This window comes from Mycobacterium sp. DL, from assembly GCF_039729195.1.
In the GTDB taxonomy this organism is placed as follows: domain Bacteria; phylum Actinomycetota; class Actinomycetes; order Mycobacteriales; family Mycobacteriaceae; genus Mycobacterium; species Mycobacterium hippocampi_A.
This window is the reverse complement of the sequence record NZ_CP155796.1, coordinates 4,550,523-4,567,349: the sequence shown is the minus strand read 5'-3', so window position 1 is coordinate 4,567,349 and position 16,827 is coordinate 4,550,523. Positions and strand designations below refer to the sequence as shown.

Genomic DNA, 16,827 nt, shown 5'->3' with positions numbered 1-16,827 from the left:
TGTGACCACCGGCACGGCGGAGCGCTGCAACGTAACCGAAGCGGGCTTTGCCCTCGCCGCTTAGACGGGCCGACGAAGGATGAACTGCCATGACCACGGCATATAGCGCATTGGTCGTTCCAACAGTCGCGCCACCCACCTGACCTTTCGTGGGATCACTTCATGGGGATAGTTGAAGTTTCGGACATGGCTCACTTCAAAGCCTGCACGCTCAGCCGACTGTTTGACATGCTTCATCGTGACGACGTAGAAGTCGTGGTCCCAATGGACCGGCGCCATCTTCCAGTATCGATGCTGCCATTTTGTCGGCAACCAGCCCATGAGCGGTAGTCGACTGTGAGACTCGATCAGGAAGTAGGGGTTCGGTATCTGCCCAACGACCACGCCTCCCGGTTTGAGAATCCGAAAGATTCCGCCAAGGCTGACATCTCGCTCGGCTGGCGGAATGTGTTCGAATACATTCGCGAACAATGCGACGTCGAATGTTCGCTCGGGAAATTCGAGTTGGCTGGCCCGTGCGGGTTGTAGTACACAACCGTGTTCGGTCACCAGTTCCCCGGGCAACTTCGGATCGATGCCGGACCATATCGGCACGCGGGTCAGCTGGCCCATCCGATCCGTTAATGCACCACGCTGGCAACCGATCTCGATTCCCGAGGTCGCGCCGCGAGGGCTGAACTCGTCAACCAGATTCGCCAAGGACCTACTGAGAACCTCGCCGCGAGTGACCCACTCCTCCTCGGTTTGCAGAAACTGCGCTCGGGCGTATCGGCGCAGCGGGCCGACAGATTGCCGAAGGACCGCTTCATCTTCACCGGCCATGAGTTGAATACGGCGGTCAGCCGTGGCTCTGCTAGCAGACATCGTAGCCCTCTCCAATAATCCAACTCATCTCTGCAGCAGGGCCTCTCATCAGGAGGGCCCGCCAGTACTTCCTAATCTTCATTTGCTCGCTTTCGACTTTTGTTCGATCACATGGGAATTGACAGCAGCCGACAAGGTTCATGCTGCTCACCTCACAACCTCCCCACAGTGGGCCCGCAGTAGCGCGCACAATTCGACGCGCTCGCGCTTATTCAACCGTCCGTGTGCCGGCAGCGTGACCAGCCTCTCGGCAATCCAAGATGCGCCCGGCCACTGCAGGGCAGCATCCTCGGGTGCTTCGCCCATGATCACGGGCAGCGCCTGCCCGTAGAGTCGGGAAACTCCGAGGTGCCACGCCTGCGAAGCCAGGTGCGCTGCAGCATCCGGCGAGGGACACAGCACAGGGATTCGCCACAGTGGGAGTCGATTAGCCTCTCGCGAAACGGCATCCGGAATGTCCATGCCCGCCTGTTGTGCGAGTTCCAGCATACTGTTCGTTTCGTCTCGCCAGGTATCGAACCTTCCACGGGCTTGGTTCACCGCTGCGGCAAAGACGCCCGTCCAGGCGACAGGCATTCGGCGGACATCGTCAAGCGGACTGAATTCTGTTCTACCGACGTTGAGCTGAGGAATGGAGGATAGCGGGCCGAGAACAGCGGGCCGCATCGAAAGACCATACAGTGCTGCTCGCAACGCGAATTCCACCTTCGACGTCGCCGCTTCGGCGGCGAAGGATGCATCGACAATCCCCGCCCTGGTGAGCAGCGCGCCTCCTCTCAATAGCGACACTGGCTTTGCCCGACCGGTGCTAACAACTGTGTAGCGTGCGGTAGGCAGCCAATCTCGCTTATAAGGTGCAAAACTCTGCGCAAGGTCGTGAATCACGCGCGGGTGATCAGGGGGGTAGCAATCGGCGCCGAACATGTCCACGTGCACGATGGCGGTGCCTTCGTCGGCGAGGCACTCGGCGAAGCCATCCCTATCCGGAGCGAGATCGCCGTCCAGGTCGTAGTAGAGAGGCTTCGCGCCAGCCCACAGAGTTGCGGCCACCAGACTCGGACATGCGTAGGCCGGCAAAGCAACCCGCCTTGTTGCCCCCGGAGGGACTTCGATGAGGCAGTGCCGTATGGCCAGGGCCAACGCTGACGTACCCGAGTCGAGCAGGCACACCTTTGTGTCGGCCCAGATCGTGCCAGGGTCCCGATTGCCGAATCCACGAACGGCGCGTGCCGGAACGGCACGACCCGACGGCGCATGCCGTCCGCGGAGCTTTCGAGGCGTGGTCCCCGCTGGTGGAGTTGACTCGTTCATCTATTTCAACTCGGCGTTCAGGGGGAGAAACCGGATGCGACGGCGAAAGAGCAGCCACCGCTCTTCTCGCTGCGCGAAGGGAACCCACCCGGCCTTCTCGCCGGCCTTCAGGGATGCGGCATTCCATTCCGCGATGAATGCAACACCGCGCCGCGCACCGTCGGATTCTCTGGCCCGCTCCATAAGTCGGGTCGCCACGTCTGGCAGAATTCCCAGCCCTCGATGCGTTTCGGCGGTGAAAGCGCCTTCTATCGCGACTTCGTGGGGTTCGAGCGTCGGCAATAGCGGTCCCAACGTTGCCTTCACAGATGCGTTGTCCCGAGCACTGAGCATCCAGGTGATCATGCACACCCTCCCGTCGGGATCGACGGCCACCCACGGAGGAGGAAGGCTGGATTCGAGAAACCAGCGTTGGTCAGCCCGTTGTTGCGCTAGGCGGGACCCGAGTTCAGAGACTTCAGAGACGATCGACAGGTCATCGTCGGGTCGAAGCTGCCGCACCTCTAAGGGGATCTTCGCCGAAATTGTTGGGTGCGGCACCGTCAAGTCGCGGCTGATGCCGACCGCCGTGCGACGCGAGTAGAGCCGCTGCAGTGCGGTCCGCCACGCCCAACGGCGGCCGCTGCTAGAGCGAAGTAGTTCGACGCCCTCCCGCACACGCATCATGGACATCCAGAAATCGGTGGGCGTAGGAGGTACCGCCCCAGACCCAGCGGCGTTTCAATTGGCATGGCGGACAATTTCATCACCAACTATTTCAGTGGCTGCACGACGACGCAGTGCCGAATCTGCTCGCGCATAAGCCACGCGCGCCCGCTGAGCGACTCGATGCAACGACGGGCTCTGCAGGATCGCGTGATGTACCCGCTCCGCCGATTCCTGCCTCACCCAGTGCAGCCCACCCCCTGCCGATCGACGCACCACGCGTCCCCGAGCAACAACACCGTCCCGGCTGCGGAACCACTGCTTGTACGGTTCGTCCCCCGGACCCATATCTACGTCCTGCATCCCGGCGGCCCAAGCACCCTGGGCCAGATCGAGATTCATGATCAGGCCGGGGCCATAGATTCGGAAGCGAGTGTCATACGACGGAAACCACAGGGCCAGCACGCGGTCTGACCGTAATCCGAAATGGCCGGCGACTGGTTCGTCACCGGCGTACAGCATGGACATGACGCCCGAAAAGCTCTCACTACGGGTCTCGAGCAACAACTCGAGCAGGCCAACCATGAATGGCGAGGCGAACCGATCTGCCCAGCCCGACCGCAGATACTGGGCGGATTTCCAAGCCATTACGACGCGTAACGCACCCGCATCATGGGTATCGAAGACGAACCGCAACTCGCCTACCTCGCGCTCGAGCTTGCGGCGCGTGCGTGTCAGTTCCTTGAACTTGGACTTGCGCCTGCGTAGTTGCGAAACGAAAGGATCAAATCCCGCGGACAGGTCCATGATCGGAGATGGCAGGCGGACCTTGTGATACTTCGCGAGTGGTATCTGTCCGTCCACGAGATGGTCGAATTCCCAGACAGCCAGCCCGCACGCGCGCAACAGTTCCTGAGGATCCCACTCCAGACCGGGCAGACTCACCAGGCCCTGGCAGTCGTTGTGGCCTGAGCAGATCGGGACGCCGTGCCCAAGGCCGCGTCGCTCGAAGGGGAAGAATCCGACGATTTCGGCGCCGTCTGAGAGCACCGCAACGCGCGCTTTCGAGCGAAGACGACCCACAGCGACGGTGAACTCCGGGGACAGGAAGGGGCTGGCCAGGGACGGCGTCCCCTTCTGAATACTCCGCCACTTGATCATTTCCGACCGACCAAGCTCACCGGGGTGGACGACGTCGATCTTCATCGGCGGGCCCTATTCTTTCTGAACATCGCGCGACCTCCTACGCCATCACGGGTTTTAGTGCGTCGGCCACCGCACCGGACAAGTAATCCGCGTAGCCCTTCGTGAAGTGATAGGGGTTGTAGTAGACGATGGTGTCGGCAATGACCGGCTGACACCTCTCGGTGCACACCCACGGCACGGTATCGACGTAGAGCACACCTGCCGCCGATGCCGCTTCGCGCTCAGCGTCGAAGTACGGTGACACTGCGTTGGCCCGCTCGGTGCTGCATGCCTGTATGTCGCGTGCATGGGCGGCGACGCACTGCGCACCGTTTGTGTCCCAGTTGGGAATCGCCCCGAGAATCGCCAGTTGACTTCCGGGCTGAGCCAGCTTTTGAAACGTCGATTCCCAGCCGGCCTGCCATTGCAGGTTTGTCGGCATCTCACCGTTTGCCAGCCGGTGTCCGGCATGGCTCGCGGTGACCACCAGTTGCGGTTGGAGCTTGCGGATTTCCTCGATAGCGGCCGAACGAAATGCGTCGCAATCTGGATCAGGTGCGTTGGTCTCGTTGTTCTCGAAGGACAGATCGGCCGCAGGGCAGCCACCTTTGGCAAACACACGCAGCTGCCACCCGCTGACGGCCGCAACCCGCTCCAGGCTGGCCGCCCACATCGGCGCACGTGAATCGCCATAGATGACCATCTGTTTGGTGCCCTCGGGGTCACCGTAGGCGCACTCGCCAAACGTGGCGTCTGGTGTCACGGCGTTCATCTCGCGCCTATCGAAGCAATTCTCAGGTCCGTCTTGAACCTGGCCTTGGCTCAGCGTCGCCAGTTGTTGGGCAGCAGCACTCGGTAGTTCCTGGGTCTGCTGGGCTGCCGCCACGGCAGCGATCACTTCGTCAGTTGTGGCGTAACTCTGCGTGGCCAGACCAGAAACCTCAGAACCAGCGACCGCTTCATTCGCTTGATACGAGGGAATCTCGGTGCCGCCATACGTCGAGCATGAGGTCAGGACGATGGTCAGGATCGAGGCCACCGGAGCAACCCATCGAGTCCGCCGCCGGTGTGTGGGCTTGCGCAGACCGGTCGCCGACCTCGACGGGTGCGGCAGTGCGTTAGTTGAATTCATCAGATCTCCAATGGTTTAGACGAAAACGTTCCAGGTTCCGTAGTGGGAGGCGAGCTGCCACTGCGCCAGCAGGATCGTCACTGCCACTAGGATCGCCCCCAAAATCAGAGTCATTCCGGTGCGTGAGGTGAACATCCCGGCTCGCCGCACCGGATTCTCGACAAGCCGATAGGTTGCTGCCGATGCCACTACGGTGACCAGCACCAAGCCGGTGTTCTCGAGCACGCTCAGATCTCTGCCCGCATATTGCGCAGGGATGATCAGAAGTGGCCAGTGCCACAGGTACAACGAGTACGACCGGGCCCCAACCCATTGCATCGGTCGCGCCGACAGGATCCGTCCGACGAAGGTCTCCTGATTTGCGCATCCGGCGGCGATCAACACCGCACTTCCGACCACCGGCAGAATGGCGGCGTATCCCGGGTAACGAGTTTCTGAAGTGAAAACTATTGCGGAGATGAAGATTCCGGCTAGTCCAAGGACAGCCAGAGCCTGTGCGGCCCATGCAGGTCTCAGTCTCGCGATCGACGGAGCCAAAACCGCGACGAGCGCCCCCAGCGCCAACTCCCACGCCCGGGTCAACGGTGAGAAGTACGCCCATGTTTGATTGACCGAGGTTTGGGCCACGGACCAGATCAGCGAGGCTGCGATGATCACCGAAACCGCCGCGGCCAACACCCTGCGATAACGCGCACCGCGTGCGAGCAGAGCGACAATCAACAATAAACCCGGCCACACGGCGTAAAACTGCTCCTCGACGCCCAATGACCACATGTGCTGCAGAGGCGACGGCGGCGACTGCGCTCCGAAGTAATCGGTGCGGACCCAACCGAAATGGAGGTTGGCCCCGAAAATCGCTGTCCACTTGGCATCGTTGGCCACACTGTTCCCGGCAATGAACCCGAGCCAGTGATAGGTGGCGAACAACGTCACGAGCACCACCAAAGTGGAGGCTGGCAGTATCCGCCTGGTGCGTCTGGCGTAGAAACCGGACAGCGAGATTCGGCCTACACGCGTCTGCTCTCTGAGAAGCAGGCTCGTGATCAGGAAACCAGAGATCACGAAAAACACATCCACCCCGACAAACCCGGCGGTGAATGGCAGGTGGTAAGCGTGAAAAAGTATCACCAGGAAGACCGCGATCGCCCGCATGCCCTCGATGTCTGGCCGAAACTGAGCGCGCGTTGGCCCGACACGACTCAGCCCATCCGGGGAGCTGTCGACTTGCCCCGCCGGCGAAGAAGAACTTTCGGAGTCGGCGGCATATCTCTGTGTCATGTCGCCCACCATCGGCGTATCACCTGTTCAGCAGCCTTGCCTTTGGGTGAGAAATCGTGGGCTTCGGCCAGGCTGTAGGGCGGGGTGATCCAGACCCACCAGTACACGCCTTCCCACCATGGCTGCCCACTGAACGTCGCCAGAAGCGCCTGATAGGCCGCAGCTTGCTCAGCCTCGTTGATAATGGTGCTGATCCGCCAGTTCGAGGGATCGGTGATGGTGCCCTGCTGGCTTGTGTAGCCGGCCTCGGTGAACACGACCTTGCGGTCGTACTGCGCCGACAGTGCCGCCAGAACACCAACGGCGGGCTGCCACGCCTCCTGCAGCAACCGCGTATCGGTGGTGGACGTTGTCCCCAGTGGCAGGTACGCGTCAATGCCGATCATGTCGACTGCATTCCAGAATGAAACTGTCGCGTAATCACGCCCTGCGGCATACAACACGACGCCGTCGTACACATCGCGCACCGCTTGGATCACCGGCATCCAGGCGGGGCGGTCGTTGCTAATCGAGGACAACTCGGTACCCATAGCGAACTGTTCGACTTCCAGGCGCTGCGCCATCGCCGCGTAGTGGGTGATGAACGTCGTGTACGAGGCGAACCACGCCTCGCGATCTGCGGGAACGATGTTGTTACGACTGTCCTGGCCGGGCACCGGTAGGTCGACGTGGGGCTTGAGAAAGACCTTCAGACCCTGTTGGTGGGCGAGCCTGATCGCCCGCTCAACACCTGAATCACTGACCGTCTCGACCGTTCTGGTGACCTCGTTCGAATGCCTGTTCTGCTGAAACCACGTGGGAGTGAACTGAACCCACGTGGCGCCCACAGCCTTCACTTCCTGCAGAGACTGCTCCACGTCCGGGCCGTCATAGCCGTTCACCTGCCAGGACGGCAGCGCAAATCCTCGCTGCTGCGGCGGGGCTTGGGCTTTCACGGGCGCAGTGCGCGAATCGATCAACAGACCCAGCACCGCGGCTGCCAACAGTAACGACGCGACCACAATTCGAGTGAGTCTGGACGCGTGGCGCCCCCTCTTCGTCTGGTTCATCGGCCGGTCCTCATCCACGACGGCGTTGTCCCATAGCAACCCTCTTTGTCACAGATGCTCGACATGAGGACCCCTCAGCCGATGGCGACAGTCCAGGATCAACTTCGAATGAGCGACGATCTCGTCGAAGTTGAACTCGTCGTGGTCGGTCAGCAAAACCACCGCATCAGCAGACGCCAACACCTCCGGGGTGGCTTCGACACGGCTGACCAGACCGTCGATGGTGGTCGCCTCCACAATGTGGGGATCGGCACCGAGTACCTCCGCGCCCATCGCTGCGAGAAGCTGCGCGACCCGCACCGACGGCGACTCACGCGCATCGCCGGTGTTCTTCTTGTACGACAGGCCAAGCAGCAGGATGCGGGATCCGTTGACCGAGCGCCTTTCCTCGTTGAGTGCCATCGTGATTCGCCGAACCACATGATCAGGCATATGTTCGTTGATGTCGTTTGCCAACTCGACGAATCGGAAGTTGTGGCCCAGCGTCCGCTCGACACACCACGACAGGTAGGACGGGTCGATCGGCAGACAGTGCCCACCGACGCCCGGTCCGGGCGTGAAGCGCATGAATCCGAACGGCTTGGTCGACGCCGCGTCGATCGCGTCCCACACGTCGATACCCAGTTCGTGTGCGAAGATTGCGATCTCATTGACAAGGGCGATGTTCACGTGCCGGAACGTGTTCTCCAACAATTTGGCCAACTCCGCCTCCCGCGGAGAAACCACCGGGATCGTCTGCTCCACGATGGTTTCGTAGAACTCCCGAACGGCTGCCAAAGATGCTTCGTCCACTCCCGAGACGATCTTCGGCGTGTTGACGAGAGTCCAGGTGGTGTTGCCGGGGTCGATGCGTTCGGGACTGTACCCGAGGTGAAAGTCGGTGCCGACGAACAATCCAGAGCCATCTTCGAGGATGGGGCCGACCAGTTCCTGGGTGGTTCCCGGGTACGTCGTCGACTCCACGATGACGGTCGCCCCGGGTCGTAGGTAGCGCGCGAGCGTGTGCGCGGACTGTTCGATGTAGCAGAGATCGGGTGCGCCGTCACGGAGCGGTGTGGGTACTGCGATGACCGCGACGTCGAAGGCTGCACATGCGCGCGCTTCGGACGACGGAAGAAAAGTGCCGGCCGCCAATATTGCATTCAGGTCCTCGTCGGAGATGTCCTCGATGTAGGACTCGCCGGTGAGGAGCCGTTTTATCCGAATCTCGTCGATGTCGTACGCGACGACCTGGTGGCCGACCTGTGCGGCGCGGACCGACAACGGAAGGCCCACGTATCCCTGGCCCACGACTACTACGCGCATCATTGCACTCCTCGGTAGCGCCGAACACCGTAGCGATTGCCGACGGCGAGTGTTGAGACCAGGTGCTTGGCGTACAGTCGCAGCGCTGTGTCGCCCTCGTGCACCAAAGTCCGCGGAATAGCCTGGCGACCAATGGATTGGGTTGGTCTGACCGCACAGGAGTAGTCGTAACCCGCGGTCCGAGCAGCTTCCACGACGCGGGCATCCAGAGACCCATAGGGATAGCAGAACCCTCGTACCTGCCACCCGAGTAGGTCCGCCAAGATCGCCCGACTACGCACGACCTCATCACGCAACTGCGCGTCGTCGGCACCCACCAACGAGATGTGCTTCAGTCCGTGTGAGCCGATTTCCATTCCTGCCTTGTGAATCTCGCCTACCTCATCAGCGGTCAACAGCGCCTTGGCCGGGCCGGGCCTACTCCATTCATTCTCGCCGCCGAGCCGCCCCGCAAGGACGAATACTGTTGCGGTGAAACCGAATCGCTGAATCAATGGCATCGCAGTCGTGAGGAAGTCCTGGTAGCCATCGTCGAAGGTCAACCCGACCAGCCGGCGTGCCCGGCCCGCTGCCTTCGCCTGGAGCAACTCTCCCATCGAAACGCCCCGCAGACCTCTTCTACGAAGCCACCGCATCTGCTTCTCGAACCGCTGCGGGGTCATGGTGACCTCGTAGGGATCCTCGCTGTAAAGCGCAATCGAGTGGTACATCCACACCATGGGTATGGCGGTCAACTCTGCGGTCACAGGCATGCCTGCAGTGGTCGAAGGTCCCATGTTCACACCACCTCTGCTGCAGCGGGGTTTCGACATCGATTTCCTCTCCCGGACCGAGTTCTCGGGCTGGATTCCTGGCTCTTGTCGGCGTCGGCGAGGACCTGCAGGTAAACGGCATCGACTCGAGGCGCCACCTGTGACAACGTGAAGCTGGCCGCTTTCGCCGGCCCCGCCGCAGCCAGCCGGGACCGCAGAGCCTCGTCACCGAGCAGGCGCCGTATTGCGCCGGCCAGTGCGGCCGCGTCGCCGGGTGGTACATGTAGCCCGTCGATTTCGTCGGTGACGATGTCCAACAGACCGCCAAGCGCCGACACCACGCAGGGTGTGCCCGCCGCAAGGCATTCCACTGCGACGCGTCCGAACCCCTCGGGAACCACGCTCGGCACGACGCCGGCTATGGCGTGCCGCCACGCGGCGACCACCGCCTGTTGCGGGATGTTCGTCGCGACAACGACCCCGGGCCGCTCTTCCAACGGGAAATCGTCTCGTGGCAGCCCCGCAAGAACGAGCGGAACCTTGATCCCGTCCGCGCGGAGGCGAGCGTGAGCATCGAGCAGCACATCGACACCTTTGTATGCCCCGAGCGCTCCCGCGTAGAACAGGTAGGGCCCCGTTTGTGGGACGAAGTCGGGCCGCTCGGCGGTCCGCTCGTCACTGGCAAGGGCGAGCAGGTCATCGTCGATGAACGTCGGGATCACTGTCATCACGCCGCGGTCAGCGGGACGAGGCGCCGAACCGCGAGCAGCGAGAGCGGAGGAGGTGGCCGTCCATTGCGCGACCTCGCGATGCCGCCGCGAGCCCAGCTGATGCAGACCGGCCGCCAGTGGAATGCCCTTGAGTCCGTAGTGCGAGCGGGCGCAGCTGATGCACTTTCCGAGCTCCGGTCCGGAACAGAGGCTGCTCCCATGGTGCAACATGATCTTGGTGGAACACACCTGACCGTGGTCGTGCGCGCTCGCGACAACGGGGACGCCCGCACGATGCGCAGGACCGAGCACACTGTAGAGAATCCACCCCCGCACGTGGATCACATCCGGGCGGAAGTGGCGGATGATCTCGGCAAATGCGCGTGCGAACAACGGATCTGGGACAGGTGGAAAAAAGAGATGCGTCGGTGAGGCATAGGCTCCCGGCAGGTGAGCCATCGCCATCGGAAGCCGATGCACTTCGACGCCGTCCATATCTTCTCGGTCCGACGCACCCGGGTGCCGGGCAGTCGCCATCGCGACCACCCGGCCACGCCTCGCTTGCATCCGGGCCAGTGCCGCAATCGAGAGCTCGAGCCCGCCGACATTGGGCAGGAAGCTGTCCATGGCGTGCAGGATTCTCAGCCCATCGAGCGGTTCGCTTGCGTCATCCGGGTACGGCGCCATGTTCTCGGTCCCTGGGGCTGACATCATTTCCGACCTACTCGATCTCGGCGTCGATTCGACAGCTGGCCCGAGGCAACGATCTCCGATGACTCATCGCCGCTGAGACCGGGCGCGTCTTTGTGTTCGCCAGAGACATTTTCGGCCGAGACCGGGGAGCCACGCACCAGCGTGGCAGACAATGCGGCTAACGCGATCGCCTGCGAAGCGAACAGGGCCACGATCGCCCCGCTCACACCCATACTCGGCATCAACAGCCACGTCCCACCGATGGTGATGGTGGCCCCCAACACGGTTACGACGGCGACTTCAGTTAGTCGGCGCATCACCCGCAGGGCCGCGAGCGCCACGTTGATCAGCGCATCGGGGAAGGTGGACAACAGAAGCAGGATGAGCACCAAGCTGTAGTCGGCATAGCCGGAACCAAAGAGACCCAGCACCACCCGAGCCAGCAGGCAGGTGATTATGACGGGGGGAATCAACAGCACGGCGGCGAAACACAGAGCACGTCGCGTCTGTGCTCGGAGCCTTGCCGGATCGTCGGCGCAGTCCGCCAGCAAGGCGTTGGATACGGCGCCGGGCACCGCGAGAAAAGCACTGGCGATCATCACCGCCACCACCAGGTATCCGACCTCGGTGGGCGGCAGATGCGCGGAGGCGAGGATCGGTAACGCCAAGGCCGGTGCCCTGAGCGCGAGCGTGGCTACGTGGTCCCAGGCGACTGAGCGCCACACAAGAGAGAACCACATCGGGCCGGGACTGAAACGAAAGCCAGGTGCCGCGCGGACGAGCAACCAGATGGACAGGACTCCGGATATCCAGAGAGAGACTATCCACACGATGAGAATGGTGTGAACGGAACTCGTGCCGGCACCAGCGGCGGCCACACCCGAGGTCACGATCGCCGCAATGACTATGAGCCGGGCCAGGCTGGCGGCGACGCTGCCCAACAGGGAGAGATCGGCCCGGCGGACGCCCAGTAGCGCTGCGTTGATCACAAGCAGCATGGCGGTACCCACCGCGCCAGTGCTCACCAGCACCATCAACCATCCGGTGCCGACTGCGGCGTGGAGACGCTGCGGAAGCAGTAGCGCCGCCGCAACACCCACCAGACCTGACACAATGACGGTCAGAACGAATGCTGCACTGCAGACGCCACTGCGTTCCTCAGCGGTGGCTCCCGGTAGCAGGCGAGGCAACATCGGGATGTAACCCGCGACAGCCAGGATTGCAACCAGGGTCATCGCCGCAATGACCGTGTTGGTGATACCGATGACACTTGCGGGAACCCAATGGGCGCAGAGCATCCAGAACGCGTAACCGAGCAATGCCGTGATCTGGGTCGTTGCCAGGAGCGCGACGCTGTTGCCCAGCAGGCCACGGGCCACTTCAGGGCGGGACACCGTCATCCGGCACACCACCGCTCCGGGATCACGGCCTGCATTCGCACCCCGGTGATCCGATCGCCGACGGTGATTTTGGCCGGTCGATCTGGCCGGCACAACACCGATTGACTGCCCGGTGGCATTTCGACCAGCAACACCGCACGACTTGCCGTGCCGTCGGCGCCCACCGACCGCAACTGGACGGGCACCGGCCGTCCGGATTCATCGGCGGCACTGAACTCGGCTTGTCGCATGAGCCGGGGGCCCTCCGCGCCGATCGCGGTCAACGAGAACGCCAAATCGGCCCCCGGTAGAGCAGGGACCTGTTCGATCCCAAAAGCTGACGGCATCCGTTGCGCTGGTGACCAATTCATGTTCGCCACCGCCAGCGACAAGCAGGTTGCCACAACCACCCCGAATGAGAACAGGACAGCGCGAGTGTTGGCGATCGTCCGCGTCTGCGGCAATTTGGGACGTAACAGCGCTCCGACGGTCACGAGGATCGCGCAGCCGAATGCGATCAACCACTCCAGGCGCCGGATGTGTGCGTAGTTCATGTCGTGGGTCCAGAACCACATCGACGCCGAGATGACAACCTGAGCACAGGCCGCGCCAATTACTGCGGGCAAGAGGATTCGCAGCCAGCGACGCATGGGCCGGCGTGACAAGCCGAGCAGAACACCAAGGGCGACGCATGCGGTGGTCGCCGTCGTCGCCAGCACTATGCCGCCGGTGGTGACCCTTGCCCCTTGGCCGACCTGATGAATGACCGGACCCACCGCCGAGTACCAGATCAGCGTCGTTGCGATTCGGGTCCCCATCCACGCCGCAGGTCCGGCACCAGTGCGCATCACGACTGCGGACATCCACAACCCAGGAACTAGCCATAGGCCGATGAAGCCGAAGACCAAGGAGATCGCGGCCGCGGGACTGGACGGAAAGGCAAACAGTGAGCCTTGGTCGGGTTGAAGCCATTGCGCTGCAACCAGACACACAATCCCGATCATGGTCCAGGCACATAGCCGCAAGCGGAGTACCCGGTCCTGTTGTCCAGCGTATTCGGCAGGAGCGCCGATCCCGGCCAAGACCGTGTCGTGCCAACGGCGCCGACGTCGGCGCCGCGGAGCACGACCGGAAGGGACTGTGCGTGGCTCCGTCGATATCTCAGGGGACCCACCCACTGTCGTGCTGCCCGGTATCGACTGTTCATCTACTTCGTGGTCGGTTCGGGCGATTCCGCCGCCACCGGACTGCAGATCGCTCAGCATCTCCTTCATTCCGTCCGCACCTCGCAGGTACCTGCCGCGGTGCGGCGCAACGTGTCGCCGTTGACCTCGTAGACGGTCAAAGGACCTGCGGCAAATACCCCCTGCAACCACGGCAGACAATTGAACCGATCGAGTGCCGCTTGCGGAAACACGTCGTCACTGCGAACCCCGGGTTCGTTTCGCGTGAACCAGTATCCCAATCGAGGACGGGTTGTTGCCATCCGCGAGTCGACCACGAAATAACGGATGTCGGAATCCCAGATCTGCTTGAGAACTTCCGGACGTACCGGCGCTGCACTCATGTACAGGTCCCAGATGGGGAAGTTTGCACTGGGCCGCAACGCCGACATGCGCCCCAGGGAGCCGATCTGCAGCGACACATACCGGTCCCCCAGGACTGGGGTGTCGACCGGCGCGTGTGCTGCCATCCACGCAGCCACCGCCATGCCTTCCTTCGACATCGACCGCGCATCGTCACCGACATTCGCGGTTCCCGGAAATCGAGTCGAGAGATTGACGCCCAGCGTCGCGCTACCAAAGGCCAATACGGTGAAGACCGCGCACGCGGCGCCAGCCCTGACTCCGGGACGGCCCAGTGCGCCGACGAATGATCGAAATGGTTTGGTGACTGTCATTTTGGAGCGTGGCCCGTACGACCAGGCCATGCCGCAGACGACCGCGATGCCGATGAAGCTGTAACCCCACGACCGGTGGGCTCCCTCAGCGCCTCCATGTGTCAACAGCATCGGCATGCTTGCGAAGAACATCGCGCCCAGAACTGCGAAGGCCCACAGGGTTGTTCCGACGTTGCGTCGATGGCGCCACAGCACCACGAGCGACCAGAGGAAGAGCGCCAGCACCACAAACGGGTAGAGGTAGCCGGAGACGACCTCGTAGATCGGGTTCAGAGAGTTGCCGAAAAGCGACCGCTGGCCAGCGGACCGACCGATGCCGTCCAGGATCTTCCCGAGCTGCGAAAGACCCTCGGTCCAGGCGGGGCTGAGATACGAAAGCAGCCAGTCGTACTTCTCGGACCACCACAGGTGGATTGATGCGAGCAGGCTGCACCAGATGAGTACCAACGGCCACAGGCGCTCACGGCTTGCGCCGAGGCCACCGACTATGGTTCGAGGGAACCAGTAGGCGAAGCGGGCCGCGATGAGCAGCGCCAGAATCACGCACAGCATGATCGTGCTCAGGTGATGCACGATCGGCAGTACAAACACACAGAGCAACGCCGCGGCGATAGGTCGCCCGGCCGGTTTATTCGTGGCCCGGCCAGCCGCCACCGTTGCGGCGAGGCACCAAAGGGCCAACGGCAGCGCCACGCTCTCGTATGAGAATGCGGCGTTGAAGAACAACCAAGAGGGATTGAGCGTGTACATGATCGCGCCCACGGCCGCCCCCGGTGCGGGTACACCCACGGTTCGGCAGAGCTGGTATATGGCGAGCACTGACAGGACGTGCGCAAGGAGGATCACGGTCATGGCGGCGTACCACACCGGGAAGCCCGTCAGCCTCGCGAACGCACTGGTCAGTTGGTGAAGGCCGAAGAACTCCTCGCTGATCGGCAGGAGAAATAGGGTGTGGCCGACCTCGCCGTCGAAAAACGCCTCCATGGTCTGGCGCAGATGAATGAACTCGTCGGACCCTGCAGGGCCGAAGCGCTGGAGCCTCGGGATCATCCCAAACAGGCCGATGCCCGCAAGTGCGCAGGCCCGTGTAACACCATCGGTCCGCCGGGCGCATGCCAGAGCCGCGAGCGACAGCATCCCTGCCAAGAAGCCTGCCCAGTACAGCGCGAACTGGAGATCGTCCGGCTCAGCCAATCCAGCTGCATGATGGTACGCGAACACGATCAGGGTAGCCCCTGTCGGGACCGCGACGGCGGCCACCCACATGAGCATGCGCTGCTGTTGTGAGACAACATATTTCGGCAGCCGGTCCACAGATGTGGCCGAGGCCGAGATTGTGACGGTAGTCAAAGCCTGCTCACATTCTCGCTCGCTCGCTCGCCGCAGTCAGCGTCTCAAGAAGCTGCTCGACCACCTCGGCTGAACTGGGTAGGGAGCAACGAATTGCACGCTTCTCACGGGAGTCATGCAGGCTGAGCAGTTCGACGATTGCATTGGCATATCGAGAGGCCGCCTCGGCATCGGAGACATCACCTCCGCACAACCGCGTTGCCGCATCCGGCCCGGCGCGACTTATCACTTCGCAATGGGCGGGAATAGCGCTGGCGACCACCGGCAAACCAGCCGAGAGGGCCCCGGCGAGTCCAATGCCGTACGCCTCCTGCAGACTTGCACTCGCGTACACCGAAGCCGACGCCCACCAGCGTCCCAATGTCTCGTCGTCCACCGATCCGGTGAATGTCACCAGATGCTCAACCCCGAGCCGTGCTGCGAGCCCTCGGTAGGCAGCCAGAGCAGAGCCGTCGCCGACAACAACGAGTCGGGCGGAAATCCTACGTTGATTCAGGAGTGCTACAGCGCGCACAAGTAAGTCGGTGCGCTTGTAGGGTTCCTGGCGCGCCACAGTCAGTACGATGTTGGACTGGTCGTTGGACCGTTGTTGTCCACGCGTCGGATCTGTCACCACCGGGGGGATGATGGCGATCTGTTCTCGCTGCACCTGGCCGGCGAAATGCCGAAGTACCAGACTCGCCTCGCTATCGGTGTCCACCACGATTCGACGGCTCATCGCCATGAGGCGGCGACCAGCGGGCCGGTAGGCGCGGTGCAGCGCATGGCGCACCGGGGTGTGACCGACTCCGTGGTAGTGCGGAGTCAGCACCATAGGCCCCTTCACCTGCTCGGCCGCCAGCCAAGCCAACGGCGTGTGGTAGCTGTGCAGCCACACCACGTCGAAGCGTCCGCGCTTCGACGCTGCGCGGGCGGCGGACAGCGAGGGCACGTCATAAATGTCGGTCACGGGCAGCCGGTGACGTTCGATGGCGTATCCATCGCGCATCTCCTGCCGGGGCAGTGCGGCGCTGCGCGGTGCCTGTGTAATGACGCTCACCTCAACGCCTTCCGCAGCCAGAGCGGCGGCTGCGGATCCTACATAGGTCTCCATCCCACCACGGAATGGCGCGAAGCGTGGCACGACAACGCCCACTCGCAGGGCAGCTTTCCTCATGCAAAGACTCCCGGCACGCTGGTGCTCCACGGCCGATCTGCAGCAGTGCTGCACTCGCTGCAACACTCTGATTCGTTGCGGTGCAACGAATCTGCATACCGCCCAGCGCTCCGGCGCC

Annotated in this window: 14 protein-coding genes; all 14 read right to left on the bottom strand. The window is 62.6% G+C overall.

Annotated elements, in window-relative coordinates; all coding sequences use genetic code 11:
• Positions 1-60: 60 nt before the first annotated feature.
• Positions 61-822 (bottom strand): class I SAM-dependent methyltransferase, encoded by a 762-nt coding sequence (locus tag ABDC78_RS21790; RefSeq protein WP_178361923.1) that lies wholly within the window; start codon positions 820-822, stop codon positions 61-63.
• A 189-nt stretch (positions 823-1,011) separates the two neighbouring features.
• Positions 1,012-2,175, bottom strand: coding sequence for a DegT/DnrJ/EryC1/StrS family aminotransferase (locus tag ABDC78_RS21785; protein ID WP_256736443.1), 1,164 nt, complete (start codon positions 2,173-2,175; stop codon positions 1,012-1,014).
• Positions 2,176-2,847 (bottom strand): GNAT family protein, encoded by a 672-nt coding sequence (locus ABDC78_RS21780; RefSeq protein WP_178361921.1) that lies wholly within the window; start codon positions 2,845-2,847, stop codon positions 2,176-2,178.
• Positions 2,848-2,895: 48 nt separating this feature from the next.
• Positions 2,896-4,026: a GNAT family N-acetyltransferase gene (locus ABDC78_RS21775; protein ID WP_178361920.1), complete on the bottom strand. Its 1,131-nt coding sequence runs from the start codon at positions 4,024-4,026 to the stop codon at positions 2,896-2,898.
• A gap of 37 nt (positions 4,027-4,063) precedes the next feature.
• On the bottom strand, positions 4,064-5,044 hold the full coding sequence (locus ABDC78_RS21770) for an SGNH hydrolase domain-containing protein (protein WP_347133189.1): 981 nt from the start codon (positions 5,042-5,044) through the stop codon (positions 4,064-4,066).
• 108 nt (positions 5,045-5,152) lie between these two features.
• Positions 5,153-6,427 carry an acyltransferase gene (locus ABDC78_RS21765; RefSeq protein ID WP_256736442.1) on the bottom strand — a complete coding sequence of 425 codons (1,275 nt, stop codon included), beginning with the start codon at positions 6,425-6,427 and terminating at the stop codon, positions 5,153-5,155.
• A complete protein-coding gene (locus ABDC78_RS21760; RefSeq protein ID WP_178361918.1) occupies positions 6,412-7,464 on the bottom strand; it encodes a hypothetical protein in 1,053 nt (350 codons plus the stop codon). The genes ABDC78_RS21765 and ABDC78_RS21760 overlap by 16 nt, the downstream gene beginning before the upstream one ends.
• Before the next feature lie 48 nt (positions 7,465-7,512).
• Positions 7,513-8,769, bottom strand: a complete 1,257-nt coding sequence (locus ABDC78_RS21755; protein ID WP_178361917.1) for a nucleotide sugar dehydrogenase — start codon at positions 8,767-8,769, stop codon at positions 7,513-7,515.
• Positions 8,769-9,521 carry a polysaccharide deacetylase family protein gene (locus ABDC78_RS21750; protein ID WP_256736441.1) on the bottom strand — a complete coding sequence of 251 codons (753 nt, stop codon included), beginning with the start codon at positions 9,519-9,521 and terminating at the stop codon, positions 8,769-8,771. The genes ABDC78_RS21755 and ABDC78_RS21750 overlap by 1 nt, the downstream gene beginning before the upstream one ends.
• 26 nt (positions 9,522-9,547) lie before the next feature.
• Positions 9,548-10,942, bottom strand: a complete 1,395-nt coding sequence (locus ABDC78_RS21745) for a glycosyltransferase family 4 protein (protein WP_178361916.1) — start codon at positions 10,940-10,942, stop codon at positions 9,548-9,550.
• Positions 10,942-12,324, bottom strand: a complete 1,383-nt coding sequence (locus tag ABDC78_RS21740) for a polysaccharide biosynthesis C-terminal domain-containing protein (protein ID WP_178361915.1) — start codon at positions 12,322-12,324, stop codon at positions 10,942-10,944. The genes ABDC78_RS21745 and ABDC78_RS21740 overlap by 1 nt, the downstream gene beginning before the upstream one ends.
• On the bottom strand, positions 12,321-13,166 hold the full coding sequence (locus ABDC78_RS21735) for a hypothetical protein (RefSeq protein WP_178361914.1): 846 nt from the start codon (positions 13,164-13,166) through the stop codon (positions 12,321-12,323). Before ABDC78_RS21735 ends, ABDC78_RS21740 begins: the two co-directional genes overlap by 4 nt.
• Before the next feature lie 407 nt (positions 13,167-13,573).
• Positions 13,574-15,463, bottom strand: a complete 1,890-nt coding sequence (locus ABDC78_RS21730) for a hypothetical protein (RefSeq protein ID WP_178361913.1) — start codon at positions 15,461-15,463, stop codon at positions 13,574-13,576.
• Positions 15,464-15,560: 97 nt separating this feature from the next.
• Positions 15,561-16,646 (bottom strand): glycosyltransferase family 4 protein, encoded by a 1,086-nt coding sequence (locus ABDC78_RS21725; RefSeq protein WP_178361912.1) that lies wholly within the window; start codon positions 16,644-16,646, stop codon positions 15,561-15,563.
• Positions 16,647-16,827: the final 181 nt, after the last annotated feature.

Bases quoted from the DNA above. Each gene is read 5' to 3' on its own strand.
- ABDC78_RS21790 (WP_178361923.1), bottom strand. From the start codon at position 822: ATGGCCGGTGAAGATGAAGCGGTCCTTCGGCAATCTGTCGGCCCGCTG.
- ABDC78_RS21785 (WP_256736443.1), bottom strand. From the start codon at position 2,175: ATGAACGAGTCAACTCCACCAGCGGGGACCACGCCTCGAAAGCTCCGC.
- ABDC78_RS21780 (WP_178361921.1), bottom strand. From the start codon at position 2,847: ATGTCCATGATGCGTGTGCGGGAGGGCGTCGAACTACTTCGCTCTAGC.
- ABDC78_RS21775 (WP_178361920.1), bottom strand. From the start codon at position 4,026: ATGAAGATCGACGTCGTCCACCCCGGTGAGCTTGGTCGGTCGGAAATG.
- ABDC78_RS21765 (WP_256736442.1), bottom strand. From the start codon at position 6,427: ATGGTGGGCGACATGACACAGAGATATGCCGCCGACTCCGAAAGTTCT.
- ABDC78_RS21760 (WP_178361918.1), bottom strand. From the start codon at position 7,464: ATGAACCAGACGAAGAGGGGGCGCCACGCGTCCAGACTCACTCGAATT.
- ABDC78_RS21755 (WP_178361917.1), bottom strand. From the start codon at position 8,769: ATGCGCGTAGTAGTCGTGGGCCAGGGATACGTGGGCCTTCCGTTGTCG.
- ABDC78_RS21750 (WP_256736441.1), bottom strand. From the start codon at position 9,521: ATGCCTGTGACCGCAGAGTTGACCGCCATACCCATGGTGTGGATGTAC.
- ABDC78_RS21745 (WP_178361916.1), bottom strand. From the start codon at position 10,942: ATGTCAGCCCCAGGGACCGAGAACATGGCGCCGTACCCGGATGACGCA.
- ABDC78_RS21740 (WP_178361915.1), bottom strand. From the start codon at position 12,324: ATGACGGTGTCCCGCCCTGAAGTGGCCCGTGGCCTGCTGGGCAACAGC.
- ABDC78_RS21735 (WP_178361914.1), bottom strand. From the start codon at position 13,166: ATGTCCGCAGTCGTGATGCGCACTGGTGCCGGACCTGCGGCGTGGATG.
- ABDC78_RS21725 (WP_178361912.1), bottom strand. From the start codon at position 16,646: ATGGAGACCTATGTAGGATCCGCAGCCGCCGCTCTGGCTGCGGAAGGC.